Origin of the sequence: Agromyces ramosus (genome assembly GCF_030817175.1) — a bacterium.
Lineage (GTDB): Bacteria > Actinomycetota > Actinomycetes > Actinomycetales > Microbacteriaceae > Agromyces > Agromyces ramosus_A.
This window is the reverse complement of record NZ_JAUSYY010000001.1, coordinates 3,866,694-3,881,707: the sequence shown is the minus strand read 5'-3', so window position 1 is coordinate 3,881,707 and position 15,014 is coordinate 3,866,694. Positions and strand designations below refer to the sequence as shown.

Here is a 15,014-nt window from a genome sequence, read left to right as displayed (position 1 = left end):
AGCGGCTCAGGCCGTCCAGCCGCCATCGAGGGTGACGGTTGAGCCGGTCATGAAGTGCGCCTGATCAGAGGCGATCCACGCGACGAGTCCGCCTACGTCGGTCGGCGTCGCGAAGTATCCCAGCGCAGTCAGCCCAGCCAGGAATTCCCCGGACGGTCCGCTGGCAGGATTGCCCTCGGTGTCGATCGGACCGGGCTGCACGATGTTCGCTGTGATCTTGCGCCCCCCGAGGTCGCGGGCCAAACCCTTTGTGAATGCGACCAGTGCGGCTTTGCTCATGCCGTAGATCGCGCCGCCGGGGAAGGGGATGCTCTCGGCGGTGACGCTCCCGATGGTGACGATCCGGCCGCCGTTGGGAAGATGCTTGAGCGCCTCGTGTGTCGTGTAGATCGTTCCGCGAACGTTGAGGTTGATGGTGTGCTCGATGTGCTCATCGGAGGTGTCCGGGAACGGCTCGAACCAACCGGCGCCAGCACTATTCACGAGGATGTCCAGCGAGCCGAGCGCGGCAACCGCATCGCGCACGCCCTCGCGTGCGCCCTCTGGCTCAGCGTTGTTCGCTCGGATGGTGTATCCGACGCCGCCAGAGTCAGTGATCGCCTTCACGACGGAATCAGCGCGTTCCGGTGATGACCAGTAGGTGATGGCGACGCTTGCGCCTTGCCGCGCCAATTCGACGGCCACGCCGGCGCCGAGGCCGCGCGACGCCCCCGTCACGAGGGCGGTCTTACCAGCGAGAGGAAGGCTGGTCGATGTAGTCATGCTGATCTCCAATTCTGTTCGGTTCGGTACATAAAAGAGCGCCGCCTCCTCGGGAATTCCCGAACCGACTAAATTTGTTCTGATTGGTACGGAAAAGCTCAGAGAGAAGTGGAGTCGTCATGGCCGAACGCGGAAGGCCTCGTGAGTTCGCGCTTGACGATGCCCTCGACCGCGCCATTGAAGTCTTCTGGCGCCAGGGCTATGAGGGGACCACGCTCGAGAACCTCACTACTGCGATGGACGTCAGCCGGCCCAGTTTGTATGCGGCGTTCGGGAACAAGGAGGAGACCTTCAAGCGCGCCGTTGAGCGGTACGCGACGGTCGACATGGCCTACATCGATGAAGCGATCGCGCAACCGACCGCCCGTCAGGTCGCCGAGCACTACCTGTACAGCAACGTCTCCGCAATCACCGCTCCTGGTCGCCCCGCCGGCTGCTTGTCAGTTCAGGGAGGACTTTCGGCCAGCTCCGAACATCAGCGCGTCGTCTCATTTCTCAGCGAAAGTCGAGCTGCAGGCGAGGCGAAATTCGCCGCACGTTTCCAGCGCGCTATTGATGAAGGTGATCTTGCGGCCGACGAGAACGCTCGAGAACTCGCCAAGTACCTCGCAACAGTGACGGGTGGGCTCGCTGTGCAAGCCACCGGAGGCGCAACACGGCAGGAGCTCAGGCACATCGCCGAGCGCGCTCTTCTGGGGTTTCCTCAGTAGGCGATCGCGCACTGCGTCAAGCAAGCCCCTATCGCGTGTCCTTAAAGACTCTGTGGGGCCAGGCATCAGTCACGGGTGGTGTGCTGAGTTTCATGTTGTTGACGCTACGAGGCAGGAGGAATGCAAGTAACGTCCATTCACATGGTGAAAGCTCGGACCACCTCTTCGATCGATGAGCTCGCGAGAGCGGGCGTCGATCTCCACCTCGAGCTGCAGGGGTCCCGTCTGCGAGCGGGTCTGACCGAGGCGCTACGTGAGGCGGTGCGTTCCGGCAGGCTCGCGCCGAACACCAGGCTGCCCGCCTCTCGTGCACTGGCGAGTGACCTCGGTATCGCGCGGAGCACGGTGACGACGTGCTACTCGGAACTGGTGGAAGAGGGTTGGCTCACCGCTCGACACGGGTCCGGCACGCGAGTCGCGGAGCGCGTTCAGCCGCGCCGACCGACGATCGAGGACTCCTCTGCAATGTCGAGGCCTCGAACAACGCATGTCCTCGGGCCGGGAGCGGTGGACTTCGCTGAATTCCCTCGTGGACCGTGGCTCGCCGCCGCAAGGCGCGCGCTTTCGGCAGCGCCGCACAGCGCGTTCGGCTACGGCGACCCACTCGGCCGAATGGAGCTCCGTTCCGCGCTCGTCGACTACCTCGCCCGCGTCCGTGGTGTGTATGCCGATCCAGAGCAGATCGTTATCACTTCGGGCTTTCACCACGGACTGGTGATGGTCGCCCGGGCTCTCACGGCCCAAGGAGTCGGTACAGTCGCCGTTGAGGGCTACGGCTTGGACATCTATCGTGCCGCGCTCGTCGATGAGGGCATGAGCATTCCGCCACTCGGTGTCGACGAGCGCGGGGCACGAGTCGACGAACTCACCACCATGAAGGATCCCGGTGCTGTGTTACTAACGCCCGCGCACCAGTTCCCGACAGGCTTCGCACTGTCCACTGAGCGACGAGCTGCGGTGCTCGACTGGGCTCGCAATCGTGGTGCATTCATCCTCGAGGACGACTACGACGGCGAATTCCGGTACGACCGGAAGCCCGTGGGGTCTTTGCAGGGATTGGACCCCGAGCACGTCGTGTACTTCGGAACGGCCAGCAAATCCGTCGCGCCCGCCCTTCGGCTGGCATGGATGGTTGTGCCCGAGTCGCTCCTCCCCGCTGTCGCGGCAGCGAAAGGTCGAGTCGAGACAGTGAGCGTGCTCGATCAGTTGATCTTCGCCGACTTCGTCACATCGGGCGCCTTCGACCGGCACGTGCGCGGCCGGCGACACAATTATCGCCGTCGCCGCGACGAGCTCATCGACGCACTCGCGAAGAACGCCCCCGAAATCCAAGTGCAAGGCATGGCGGCCGGATTGCAGGCTGTTCTCGTACTTCCCGCGGGAACCGAAGCCGTTGCGCTGCGGGCCGCCGCACGCAAAGGTCTCATCGTCAGCGGCATGGCAGAGTTTCGCCATCCCACCGCCGGCCCAGAACTCCCGAGGCAGGACGCGCTCGTCGTCAACTTCTCCTCCGTCTCCGACAGTGCCTGGCCCGGCGCGTTGGACGCCCTGTGCACGGTGCTCCGGTAGCAGAAGCCAGACGAATCCGCCGAAAGTGGTCTGTGGAACGCGGCGTGAAGTGGCATTAATCGACGAACCTCTTCTCGGTAGCGTTGTGAGCACGACGGTCGGCAGCACCGATGCCTGATCGCCTCCCAGCAAGGAGTTGCTGTGCCTCCGCACCAGACAGTCACGTCCCCAATCGCCGCGACCGGCCGGCGAGTGCTACCCGCAGGTTTCGCGATGGCGGGAGCCGCTGTCGCGTTCACCAGCCTGTATCTCGCGGCTGGGGCGTTGACGCCGTTGCTCGTGGCGTACAAGCAGCAATGGGACTTCCCGCCTGCAATGCTCAGTGCCGCGTTCGCTGTCTATGCGATCGGGTTTCTCGTTGCAGCGCTCACGCTTGGCTCGCTTTCGGACTATCTCGGCCGTCGGCCTGTGCTGATCGGCGCGTTGATCGTGCAGCTGGGCTCGGTCCTCTTGTTCCTCGTGGGCACGGACATCAATTGGGTCATCGCGGGTCGCATCATCCAGGGAATCGCGAGCGGGGCGGCCACTTCTGCGTTCACCGCGGCACTGGTCGAACTCGCGCCCGATAACAAGAAGCGCCTCGGCGCGATCCTTGGCAGCGTCAGTCTCACGGGAGGTCTGGCGCTCGGATCGCTATTGGCTGGACTGGCGATACAGCTCACCCGAGAGGCGAACACGGTCATTTTCACCGCGCTGATCGCGCTCACGATCCTCGGTGGCATCACGGTACTTGCTTCTCCGGAGACCGCGACGCGCAGGAGCGGCGCAGTGCGGTCGCTGATTCCCCGCGTGTCCGTCCCGCTCGCGGCACGGAAAGAGTTCTTCGCCGCCGCTCCCGTCGTCGCTGCGGTGTGGATGCTCGCTGGACTCTCCGGCGGCTTGGCGCCGAACATGGTGCGCAGCGTGTTCCATCTCGACAGTCCCCTCCTCAACGGAGTCACCGGATTCCTCGCACCAGCGATGTCCACCATCACCGGACTCGCTTTCGCCAAGGTGCCCCCGCGCCGCGCGATGAGCATTGGCATCTCCGCATCGATCATCGGCGCAGCTGGCATCATCGGAGGCGTCTTCGCCGGAAGCCTGGCCGTCATGATGATCGGGCAGGCGATCGCCGGCATCGGATTCGGCGCGTCCTTCAGCGCGGCGCTCCAATTGGTCGTTCCTCGTGTCGCAGCGCATCAGCGAGCTGGAATCGTCGCAGCCATCTATGTCGTCTCCTACCTCGCCTTCGGCGTGCCGATCGTCATCGAGGGCCAGCTCGTCGAACCGCTTGGAGAGATTCCCGCCGTCGTCGGCTATACCGCACTCACGATCCTCTTCGCCCTCATCAGCCTCGTCGCCCAAGCCCACCTCAGGCGCCGGGGCTGATCACCAAGCCTCATCAACCCAAATAGTAGAAAGCAGAAACCCATGTCCAGAATCTTCCTCGCCGGAGCATCCGGAGTCATCGGTCAGCGCCTCATCCCGCTGCTGATCGATGCCGGCCACACTGTCGGCGGCATGACGCGATCGGCGGGCAAGGCGGACCGCCTCGCTGAACTCGGTGCCGAGCCGATCGTGGTCGATGTCTTCGATCGCGACGCACTGATCGCCGCCGTCGCCGCGTTCGAGCCTGACATCATCCTGAACGAACTCACCGACCTGCCCGACGACGTCGACAAGATCAGCGATCACGCTGAGCTCAACGCGCGCATCCGCACCGAGGGGAACCAAAACATCATCGACGCCGCTCGAGCGAGCGGCGCTCCGAAGATCCTCGCCCAGACCGTGGCATGGCAACTCCCCGATGGGCCGGACGCTCGTGCGGTTGAACAACTCGAATCCGCCGTTCTTGCGGAAGGCGGGGTCGTGCTCAGCTACGGGCAGTTCTACGGACCTGGCACATACAACGAAAACCAGATCCCATCCGAGCCACGAGTGCAGATCGACAGCGCGGCAGAGCGCACAATCGAGTACCTCGACGCACCGTCCGGTGTAGTCGTCATCACCGACTAAAGGCCCGCCCTAAATGATTCAGGCGCGACCTTTGTGGAAAAACGGTTAAGGGACTTCACCATCAGTCAGGCTTCATCGCGCCTCCCCTCCGACGGTGTCGATCTTGTATGTCGTTGTTCGACGCCAGAGTAGGAGGCGCGGCTGAAGGGCTGCGCCGGAAACAAGGAGCGTGCTCATGTCCTCATCAGTCCTCTACATGTCGATGTCCCTCGACGGGTACATCGCTGGTCCGAACGACGAACCGGACAACCCCGGCGGCGACGGCTTCGACCGGCTGCACGAGTGGATATTCACTGCGGATCCGGGCTGGAACGTCCGGCCGTCCGGGCCGGCCAGGGACTTTCACGACGAGGGGAATGCGACCGGTGCGGTGCTCGCGGGTCGGCGGACCGTGGAGCAGGTCGATCACTGGGGCGGTGACACCCACGGTGTTCCGATCTTCGTGCCCAGCCACCGGCCGCCCGGTCCCTCGGTGGCGAACTATCCGTTGGTGACGTACGTGAGCGACGGAATCGAAAGTGCGATGGCGCAGGCGAAGTCAGCGGCCGGCGACCGGAACGTGTTGGTGCATGGTGCGTATACCGCGCAGCGGGCGCTCGAGGCCGGGGTGTTGGACGAATTGCAGATCCATCAGATCCCGGTGCTGTTCGGCGGTGGTCGTCGCTTGTTCGACGTCCTGCCGTCACGGATCGAGTTGGACATCGTTCGGGTGATCGACACCCCGGAGGCGACACACATCCGCTACCGAGTCCGCCGCTGACCTCGATATCGAACATGGTCAGTGTCAAAAAGGATCCGTCCGCCGCGGCGAATGGATCATGTTCGACGACACGACCCGCATCGCGATCATCCGCGAAGTTGAGGCGGGCACGCCGGCCGAGCCCATGCTGCTCGCGGAGACCTATGGTGCTGGCGGGGTGGGCTCCGGCGTGGGCTCTGGCACCGGGTCGGGTGCGGGCGTGGGCTCGGGTACTGGTGCGGGCGCCGGTGATGGGTCGTTCGGGCTCGGCTCAGTGCTCGGTGATGGCGGGCTCGTCGAGGGCTCCTGCTCCATCGGGGGCGTAGTGCCCGGTGGCGCCGGTTCGTCCAGAGGCGAGGTGTCCGGTGCGGGCTGGACCGGCGGCGCCTGTCCGAGGATTTCGACGATCTCGGCCTTGAAGGTCTCGAGCTGCTGGGTGATCTCGGTCAGTGAGTAGGACGTGATGCCGTGAGCGAAACGGATGAGGTCGTTCCAGACCTCGCCGAGCGCACGCAGTTGCTCGTCGCTCGGTTCTCCAGCGACGGACAGGATGAGCTGGTTGGCGATGGCTGCGGTGATGCAGTTGTAGCAGTCGTAGTTCGCGGCGACGGCCAAGTTCTGCGGAACCACCACTTGCGCGTCATCCACGATCAGCACGACTTGGAATGCGACGGCGACGGCCACGCAGTCGGAACAGGACGCGTAGGCGTGCGCTTCGTTGACGTTGAGGACCTCGTCATCATCTGCCCAGACGAGTGCGAATGCGAGGTCGTAGACGACGGAGCCGTCGTCTGTAGCCACGGCGATGGCCTGGTTGTCGCCTTCCGCGGGTGGGAGTGGCTTGTCGAATGGGAAGACCCAGGTGTCCTCCGGTGTGTGGCCAGACCCCTCTGCCGGAACGAGCACCATGGCGAGCGTGGGGTCGTCCTTCGTGGGCAGTGCCGCGCCCTTCTCGAACGCTGCAACGAGGGGCTCCCCACTCGAGAGCCTGTTGCCGGCCGCGGTACCCATCTCCGTGGCGCTCGCCCCTGTTGGCGCGACGATCGACTGCGGCTGCTCGAGAAAGAGTGCCGTCAAGGTGCCCCGCTCGTCTTGCTGGATGGGCCGGTAGCTGCCCTCGCCGGGCCACCAGGCCCAAGCGAGGCCGGCGATCAGTACCGCGCCCATCGCCGCGGCGGCGACGCGTTTCATCGTTGAGGCACGGCCCCATCTGACCAGTCCGCGAGAAAGTCGGAACCCGACTCGTCCGAGCACGAGGACGCAGGCCAGCACTGGTACCACCACCCCCAGTGCTTCCAGTCCATGGCCCGCGACGTCGAGGAACTGACCACTGCCCGCCGCCTCGGCCAGGGCCGCCGCGTCCTCGCCCAAGGCGGACCCGGCACTCCCCAGCAGGCGGGGCACCGCCCGCACCATCGCGTACAGCATGAACGCCATCAGGGGTACGGTCACGAGCACCCACAGCGTGATGAGAACGCGTGCACGGGGCGTGAGCAGCCGCTGCTCCGGGGCGTTCCAGCGGTGCGGCAGCAGCCCCGCCAGCGTGGGCTTGATGCGCTGGTAGAGGTCGGGGACGCCCGCCACATCGGCGAGCACGTGGTACCCGTCGAACCTGAGCAGTGGCAGCAGTTGCGTCACCATCTGCAGGATCTGCGTCGCCACGAGCAGGAGCAGGGCCTCCCAGCCGGTGGCCCACCACCACACGAAGGTGAGCACGACGACGACCGCGTTGAAGTACAGCCCGCCGAGATCGGTGCGGATGCGTCCCATCCGGCCCAGCCGATAGCTGTCGGTGACGTCGGTGTAGAACGCGGGCCAGACCAAGTAGAGGCCGGCGCCCATCGCGCCGGGCACCCCGCCGCTGTAGCGGTTCGCGGCGGCGTGGCCGAACTCGTGCAGTCCCCCGGAGATGACCGTCACCACGAAGACCAGCACGAGCAGGTGCGGGCGTTCGAAGGCCTCGTACGCCGACGCGCCCAGGCCCCGCTCGAAGAAGACCCACAGCACGACCGCGAGGAAGGCCACCAGCACGGGCACGACCACCACGGGCCGGAAGAGGAAGCGGAACGGGTCGGTCAACCGGCGGGTGACCCTCGGGCTCGTGACGACGACGCGCGGTTTGAGGCCCAGCAGGGGGTCAGAGCGTTTCAACTCGGGCGCCGAGCCGTCGGCTCCGAGCAGGAGACCGAGCGGCCGCAGGTGACGGTTCACCAGGGCGTCCACGTCCGCCGCCGAGACACTGCGGCCGAGCGCGCGGCTGACGACCGCCGCGATCTCCGCAGGGCTGCGACGGCCGTCGGCGGCATCCAACACCCGATAGAGCAGCGGGGTGAGCTGAAGGACCTGTCCGTCATCCCGCCTCACGAGGGCAGGTGCGGTCCGGTACCCGGACCCCACCATGTCCCCGATGAGTTGGACGCCGTCGACGCGGGTGGGGGCGTCGATCAGCGTCGTCACGGCGTGGTGTCGTCAGCCGGGGCGGCCGTCTCGTCGTCGCCGGCGGTATCGGTGTCGACCGGCTCCTGCGATGCCTGGTCGATGTCGGAGACCTGGTCGGAGATGGCCTCTGCGCTGCCGGTGATCGACTGGGTGATGATGGCGTCTTGCTGCGCGATGGCGGTTGCCTCGGAGTTCTCCGACAGGATGTTGGCAGCCACCGAGGCATCGATCGGGGCGGCAACATTGGCGTTCGCCGCGACGGCGCCGTTGATGGGCGCTGCCAGGTCGGCGTCCAGGTCGACGTTGACGTCGACGTTGAGCAGGTCGCCCTTGAGGAGGTCGCCCGTGTTGAGCCGCCCGAGCGCGTCGGTGACGTCGTCCACGACCTCGCCGACGGTCCCCAACAGGTTTCCCGCCGCGTCGAGGACTTGTCCGGTGAGCGGGTCCAGGGCGCCGACGACCTGTCCGAGGGAGTTCACCACGTTGCCCGTCGCACCGTCGAGGACACCGATCACGTTGCCGGCTGAGTCCAGCACGGTGGTGCCGTCCAGGAAGTCGGTCACCGTGCCCAGCACATTGCCGAGCGTGTCGAGCACCTGGCCGGTGAGCGGGTTCAGCGCACCCACCACGTTTCCGGCGGCGTCCAGCACGTTGCCGGTCGCGGCATCCAGAATGCCGAGCACGTGGCCATTGGAGCCGACCACGGTGGCGCCATCGACGAGGTCGGTGACCGTTCCGATCAAGTTGCCGGCCGAGTCGAGAACGACGCCCGTCGTCTCGTTCAGCGTTCCGAGGATGTCACCGTCAGCGTCGATCACGTTGCCGGTCGCGGCATCCAGCGTGCCGATGATGTTGCCGGCCGAGTCGACGACGACGCTGCCGTCCACCGGTGCGGTGGGGACGCTGTCCGCCATGGCATCGGTGCCCGCCATCAGCGTGGGCGACTCGCCCACGCCTTCTGCGGGGACCGCGCCGCCCACGACGGTGTCGCTCTGGTCGATCGTGCTGTCCTGCAGGGCTGTCGCCTTCGCGTCGGCGTCGATCGTCTGGGTGATCTGCACGCCCTGATCGGACATCGCCTGTGCGGTCGAGCCGTCGGAAAGGAGGTTGGCGCTCACCGCCGCATCGATCGGCGCCACGACGTTGGCGTTGAGGGCGACCGCCAGGTCGATCGGTGCTGCGCCATCGATGGCCAGATCGATGTCGGCGGCGAGGTCGAGGATCGAGACGACTTCCTTGTCTGGCAGCGCGACGATGCCCTCGTCGGCCAGTTCCGCAGGGGTCAGGGGCTCACGCTCGTTCGCGTCCATGATGACTTCTCCTCCTCCACGACGCTCGATCCGCTCGGCCGAAACGTCGCTGTCGTCGATTTGGGTATCAATACGACTCTTACCACCCACCCCGCGGTCCCCCTGCGACATTGCGGAGCCTCGTGATGAGTGCTAGCCTCCGGCGCTCCCCTCCCCGGCTCCAGTGCGATCATCTCCGCTGAGAATCACGAGTTGACGGGTCGCTCGTGTCATCGCGACGTAGCGATCCACGCCTCCCTCGATGCCTGAGCCGAATGCTCCGGCGTCGACGACGACGACGAGGTCGAACTCGAGGCCCTTCGCAAGCTCGGGCGTCAGCGATCGCACCCGGGACGTCGCGTGGTACGACGGGTCGCCGATGACGCAGGCGGTTCCGTCGGTGTGCTCAGCCAGCCAGGTCTCGAGTATCGATTCCAAGTCGGATGTCGCGCCGTGCACGACGGGAACGCCGCTGCGGCGGATCGAGATCGGCACGTTGGCGTCGGGGATCACGGCACGGATGACGGGCTCGGCCTCTGCCATGACTTCTTCCGGTGTGCGGTAGTTGATGCTGAGCGAGGCGAGGTCGATCCGGTTCAGCCCGACACGTTCGAGCCGTTCCTGCCATGACTCGGTGAACCCGTGCCTGGCCTGGGCGCGATCCCCGACGATGGTGAAGCTGCGCGACGGACAACGCAGCAGCAACATCTGCCACTCGGCATCCGTCAGCTCCTGAGCCTCGTCCACCAGGATGTGCGCGAACGGTCCGGCAAGCGCGTCATGGTCGGCGGCGGGCAGCGCGGCGTCGTCGACGAGGGCATCGCGCAGATCTTGCCCGCGCAGCATCTGCATCACCCCCATCTCGGAGTCATCGGTCGCGATGAGGTGTTCGACGACGTCGGACATTCGTGCGCGTTCGGCGGCGACCGCGGCCTCGTGCCGGCGCTTGCGCAGTGCCGCCTCGGGGTCGCCGAGCCGTTGCCGTGCCGCGTCCAGCAGTGGCAGGTCCGAGATCGTCCACGCCCGAGGAGCCCGGCGCTGCAGCATCTGTACCTCGTGGTCGGTGAGCCATGGCGCGCATCTGCGCAGGTAGGCGGGTACCTCCCACAGCGCTCCCACGATGTCGGATGCCTCGAGCACTGGCCATGCCCGCCCGAACGCGCGCACCAGGTCCGGGTTCTGTGTCAGCCAACGGCGGAGCGGAGCCACCGGCACTTCGGGCCGCAACCCGTATGCGTCGAACTCGTCGTTCTCCTCGTCGTCGTCTGCATCGAAGTCATCGTCGTCATCGCTCCCCCGGAACTTGTCCGTCAGGATCGCGAGCAGAGCCTCCCAAACCTGATCGCGGGCATCGTTGTGCGGGCTGCCGGGCTCCGCTGCCGCGAAGGCCTCGGCCCAGTCCTCGGTGGTGAGCACCGCGTCACCCCAGGGGGTTTCGACCATCATGCTTCGTGCGGGCGGCTCCTCGTAGAGCCGAATGGCCGGCTCGATCGCCGCGACCATGCCCGCCGATGACTTGAGGCGGGCCACCTCGGGATCGCTCTCGGCCGCCGCAGCGGCGCCCTCGGGGACAAGATCCAGCAGGGTGCAGGTCTGAACGCCCTCCTCACCGAGGCTCGGCAACACGTCGGAGACGTAGGCCAAGTACGGCTGGTGGGGACCGACGAACAGGACGCCGCCGCGACGCTGACCCAGGCGAGGGTCGGAGTAGAGCAGGTACGCGGTCCGGTGCAGGGCGACGACCGTCTTGCCGGTGCCCGGACCGCCGTCGACCACGAGAGTGCCCTCCGAGCCTGCGCGGATGATGGCGTCCTGATCGGCCTGGATGGTGCCGAGCACATCGCGCATCCGGTCGGACCGGTTGGCGCCCAGGCTGGCGATGAAGGCGGACTGGTCGTCGAGTGCAGCGTGCCCCTCGAGACCGTCGGGGTTGAAGACCTCGTCCCAGTAGTCGCTGACCCGGCCGCCGGTCCAGCGATACCTGCGACGACTCGCCAGTCCCATCGGGTTCGCGTGGGTGGCGCCGAAGAACGGCTCGGCTGCGGGCGAGCGCCAGTCGACAAGGAGGCGCCGACCGTCGCGGTCGGCGAGACCGAGCCGTCCGACGTACACAGGTTCGGAACTGTCGAGGCCGACCATGCGTCCGAGGCAGAGGTCCAGGCCGAATCGGCGCAGGGTGCGCAGTCGAGTGGCCAGGCGGTGGATCTCCATGTCCCGGTCCATTGCCTCTTGGCCGGTGCCGCCGGGCTTTCTGCGCTCGGTGACGAGACGGTCGGAGAGATCGGTGATCGACTGCCCGATGCTCGATGCGATGGCCGCGAAGTGCTCCTCGTCGGCGGTGATCAGGGCCGGGTCGGCCTTGGAGGTGAGCGCTTCGGGCAGGTTGAACGCGCTGGTCGTCAAGGTCACGGTGACTCCCCCTGGTACATGGTTTGCTGGTCCGGCGCACTAGTCTGCGGCATGACCCGGGCCTTGCGGCAAGCCCCCGGGTCAGCTATAGATTGAGAGTGGAGAGAAGGTGACCGCTCCCCTCCCGCCCTTCCGCCCTCGTCGCCTCTCTACTCGGCCGCTGCGGAGTCCGGCTCTTCGATCCACTCGAGAAGATCACCCGGCTGACACTCGAGCACCCGGCACATGGCGTCGAGCGTCGCGAAGCGCACCGCCTTGGCGCGACCGTTCTTCAGTACTGCCACGTTCGCGGGCGTGAGTCCGACACGCTCGGCGAACTCCCCCACACTCATCTTGCGCTTGGCGAGCTCGACGTCGATGCGCACCACGATCGCCATCAGATGACTTCTTCCAGATCGGTGCGCAGCACGGTCGCCTGCCGCAGCAGCGCACGCAGCACGACGATCGTGAGCACCACGACGCCGCCGATCAACACCATCCCGGTCAGAAGGATCGGCGTGCCCGGATCACGAAGCTCCGGCGTGAAGTAGATGACGGCGACGATGTAGGTGGCGACGCCCGCCAGCAGCACCCATGCTGCGACCATCGCCCAGACGATCGCGTCGACCCAGGCGAAGGCCTCCTCGCTGAAGATCCGGTCTGCACGCACGAGCGTGAGCAGCCGCCAGGTGCACACGATGACGACCTGGAAACACAGCACCTCGAGGATGGCGAAGGTCAGCAGCAGCCACGGGATCGGCCCCGACTCGGGGTTCTCCTCTGCCATCTGCCGGAACTCGCCGGGAAGGCTCATGAACTGCGCCACCACCAGTCCGATGAAGACGAGCACGAGCAACACTCTGAGGGGGATGACCACCCAATCCATCTTCTGCATGCATCGACTATCGCGATAAATCTATCGTTTGTCAATCGATATATGCGCGGATGGTTCAGGCTTGTCTGAATACAGCCACGGCTGTACTGTCAACTGCATGACCGCGACCGCGACACTGACGCATACTGCAGCCCTGACGCGCTTGGGATACGCGCTCTCTGACAACACGCGCACCCGCGTCCTGCTCACGCTTCGCGAGGCCCCCGCCTACCCCTCCGACCTGGCCGACGCCCTCGGCGTCTCCCGGCAGGTCATGTCGAACCAGCTCGCCTGCCTTCGCGGCTGCGGCCTCGTCGAGGCGGTGCCCGACGGTCGGCGCACCTGGTACCGCCTCGCTGACCCGCTGCTCGCGCCGGCGCTCGACGACCTGCTCCGGCTGGTGCTCGTCGTCGACCCGGCGTGCTGCTCCTCGACCGACTGCAGCTGCGCGTGACTGGGGTCTCATCGACACCACGAGAGCTCCCAGCCGCCCGGCGCGCGGTCCTCGCGCGACGCATCCGCTGGATCGTGGCCGCCACCATCGCCTACAACGTCGTCGAGGCGGTCGTCGCGATCGCGGCCGGCGCCGTCGCATCGTCGGCCGCCCTGATCGGGTTCGGCCTCGACTCCGTCGTCGAGGTCTTCTCAGCGGCCGCCGTCGCGTGGCAGTTCGCCGCACCCGACCCCGAGAAGCGGGAGCGAACGGCGCTGCGCCTCATCGCGGTCTCGTTCTTCGGCCTCGCGCTCGTCGTCAGCATCGACGCGATCCGCGCACTGCTCGGCGCCGATCCACCCGAGCACTCCACGATCGGCCTCGTGCTCGCAGCGGTCAGCCTCGCGATCATGCCGTTGTTGTCGTGGTTGGAGCGCCGCACGGGGCGAGACCTCGGCTCCGCCTCCGCCGTGGCCGACTCCAAGCAGACGCTGATCTGCGCGTACCTCTCGGGTGTGCTCCTCGTCGGCCTGCTCCTGAACAGCCTGCTCGGCTGGACGTGGGCCGACTCGGTCGCGGCGCTGGTCATCGCCGGGTTCGCAATCCGAGAGGGCATCGAGGCGTGGCAGGGCGAGGCGTGCAAGGTGCCCATCTCCGCCCTGACAGGCGCGTCGCACGCCGAGCATGACCAGCACAGCTAGGCGCTAGCGTCGAGGCATGGAAGCCTTCACCATCTCGGTCGCATCCGACGTGCTCGACGACCTTCGGTCGCGGCTCACTCGCACGCGGTTCACCACGCCGAGCGCCTCCGGCTGGGAGGCGGGCACCGACCCGGACTACCTGCGCTCGCTCGTGGACTACTGGGCGAACGAGTTCGACTGGCCTGCGGCCGAAGCCCGGCTCAACTCCTACCCGCAGTTCCGCGACCGTGGTCAGCATTTCGTCCACGTGCGCCGTGATGCGACCCGGCCGCCCGTGCTGCTCGCCCACGGCTGGCCGAGCAGCTTCATCGAGATGCTGCCGCTGCTCGAACTGCTCGACGTCGACGTCGTGGTGCCCTCCCTTCCCGGATTCCTCTACTCGGACCTCGTCGACGGCCCGCTCACCCGGGCTGCCATCGCCGAGACCTTCCACACCCTCATGACCGAGACGCTCGGCTATGAGCGCTACTTCGCCTTCGGCGGCGACATCGGCGGCGCGGCATCCGGATGGCTCGCTACCATGTATCCCCGCGAGGTCGCGGGCCTGCACATGATCCATGGACCCTTTCCCGCCGACTTCGACGCCTCACCGATCACGCCCGCCGAGCAGGCGTTCCTCGACGCGGAAGCGGTCTACGACGAGTCCGACGAGGGCTACAGCTCGATCATGAGCACGCGCCCCGACACGATCGCCGCAGCCCTCGCCGACTCCCCCGCCGGGCTCGCCGCATGGATCATCGACAAGTACCGCAGCTGGAGCGACTGCGGCGGCGATCTCGAGTCGAGATTCGACCGCGACACCCTGTGCACGATCCTCACCCTGTACTGGGTGACCGGATGCATCGGCACGTCGTTCCGCCAGTACCTCGACTACCCGCACAACGCCCCCAGGCCGATGATCCCCGTTCCGGTCGCCGTCACGTTGAGCCACGAGCCGGGCATGCACGGCTTTCCGCGTTCCATCGCCGAGCGCGCCGCCGGTGACATCCGCCGGTATTCGGCGCCAGGCCGGGGCGGGCACTTCCTCGCATTGGAGGAGCCTCGACTCATCGCCGATGAGCTCACTGCGTTCATGCGCTCGATCGGCTAGCCACGCCCCCCAGCTCGACGCGCGC

14 protein-coding genes are annotated in these 15,014 nt (G+C 66.5%); 8 read left to right on the top strand and 6 right to left on the bottom strand.

Going from position 1 to position 15,014, the window contains the following annotated elements; genetic code table 11:
* Positions 1-6: 6 nt before the first annotated feature.
* Positions 7-762 (bottom strand): SDR family NAD(P)-dependent oxidoreductase, encoded by a 756-nt coding sequence (locus QFZ26_RS18155; RefSeq protein WP_307044625.1) that lies wholly within the window; start codon positions 760-762, stop codon positions 7-9.
* 119 nt (positions 763-881) lie between these two features.
* Here QFZ26_RS18155 and QFZ26_RS18150 point away from each other — a divergent pair, with 119 nt between their 5' ends.
* The 5 genes from QFZ26_RS18150 to QFZ26_RS18130 all read left to right on the top strand — a co-directional run bounded on the left by QFZ26_RS18150 (position 882) and on the right by QFZ26_RS18130 (position 5,796).
* Complete coding sequence (locus tag QFZ26_RS18150) at positions 882-1,472, top strand: TetR/AcrR family transcriptional regulator (protein WP_307044623.1); 591 nt, start codon at positions 882-884, stop codon at positions 1,470-1,472.
* Between the two features lie 120 nt (positions 1,473-1,592).
* Complete coding sequence (pdxR, locus tag QFZ26_RS18145; protein WP_307044621.1) at positions 1,593-3,041, top strand: MocR-like pyridoxine biosynthesis transcription factor PdxR; 1,449 nt, start codon at positions 1,593-1,595, stop codon at positions 3,039-3,041.
* 213 nt (positions 3,042-3,254) lie between these two features.
* Positions 3,255-4,409: an MFS transporter gene (locus tag QFZ26_RS18140; RefSeq protein WP_307044619.1), complete on the top strand. Its 1,155-nt coding sequence runs from the start codon at positions 3,255-3,257 to the stop codon at positions 4,407-4,409.
* A 42-nt stretch (positions 4,410-4,451) separates the two neighbouring features.
* Positions 4,452-5,036 (top strand): SDR family oxidoreductase, encoded by a 585-nt coding sequence (locus QFZ26_RS18135; protein WP_307044617.1) that lies wholly within the window; start codon positions 4,452-4,454, stop codon positions 5,034-5,036.
* Between the two features lie 175 nt (positions 5,037-5,211).
* Complete coding sequence (locus tag QFZ26_RS18130) at positions 5,212-5,796, top strand: dihydrofolate reductase family protein (protein WP_307044616.1); 585 nt, start codon at positions 5,212-5,214, stop codon at positions 5,794-5,796.
* Between the two features lie 141 nt (positions 5,797-5,937).
* Here QFZ26_RS18130 and QFZ26_RS18125 read toward each other — a convergent pair whose 3' ends face one another.
* From QFZ26_RS18125 to QFZ26_RS18105, 5 genes are all read right to left on the bottom strand, one after another.
* The gene (locus QFZ26_RS18125) at positions 5,938-8,232 is read right to left on the bottom strand and encodes a hypothetical protein (protein ID WP_307044614.1); all 2,295 of its coding nucleotides are present in this window, start codon (positions 8,230-8,232) and stop codon (positions 5,938-5,940) included.
* On the bottom strand, positions 8,229-9,635 hold the full coding sequence (locus QFZ26_RS18120) for a hypothetical protein (protein ID WP_307044612.1): 1,407 nt from the start codon (positions 9,633-9,635) through the stop codon (positions 8,229-8,231). Before QFZ26_RS18120 ends, QFZ26_RS18125 begins: the two co-directional genes overlap by 4 nt.
* Positions 9,636-9,656: 21 nt before the next feature.
* A complete protein-coding gene (gene helR / locus QFZ26_RS18115; RefSeq protein WP_307044610.1) occupies positions 9,657-11,912 on the bottom strand; it encodes an RNA polymerase recycling motor ATPase HelR in 2,256 nt (751 codons plus the stop codon).
* A gap of 149 nt (positions 11,913-12,061) precedes the next feature.
* Positions 12,062-12,289 (bottom strand): helix-turn-helix domain-containing protein, encoded by a 228-nt coding sequence (locus tag QFZ26_RS18110; protein ID WP_307044608.1) that lies wholly within the window; start codon positions 12,287-12,289, stop codon positions 12,062-12,064.
* Positions 12,289-12,786, bottom strand: coding sequence for a DUF2975 domain-containing protein (locus QFZ26_RS18105; protein ID WP_307044606.1), 498 nt, complete (start codon positions 12,784-12,786; stop codon positions 12,289-12,291). The genes QFZ26_RS18110 and QFZ26_RS18105 overlap by 1 nt, the downstream gene beginning before the upstream one ends.
* 97 nt (positions 12,787-12,883) lie before the next feature.
* Between QFZ26_RS18105 and QFZ26_RS18100 the strand changes: the two genes are divergently transcribed.
* Genes QFZ26_RS18100 through QFZ26_RS18090 form a run of 3 tightly spaced genes read left to right on the top strand, consistent with a single transcriptional unit; the run spans position 12,884 to position 14,989 of the window.
* Positions 12,884-13,219 (top strand): ArsR/SmtB family transcription factor, encoded by a 336-nt coding sequence (locus QFZ26_RS18100; protein ID WP_307044604.1) that lies wholly within the window; start codon positions 12,884-12,886, stop codon positions 13,217-13,219.
* Positions 13,216-13,899, top strand: coding sequence for a cation transporter (locus QFZ26_RS18095; protein WP_307044603.1), 684 nt, complete (start codon positions 13,216-13,218; stop codon positions 13,897-13,899). Before QFZ26_RS18100 ends, QFZ26_RS18095 begins: the two co-directional genes overlap by 4 nt.
* A 16-nt stretch (positions 13,900-13,915) precedes the next feature.
* Entirely contained in the window at positions 13,916-14,989 is a 1,074-nt protein-coding gene (locus tag QFZ26_RS18090; protein ID WP_307044601.1) for an epoxide hydrolase family protein, read from the top strand.
* Positions 14,990-15,014 lie beyond the last annotated feature (25 nt).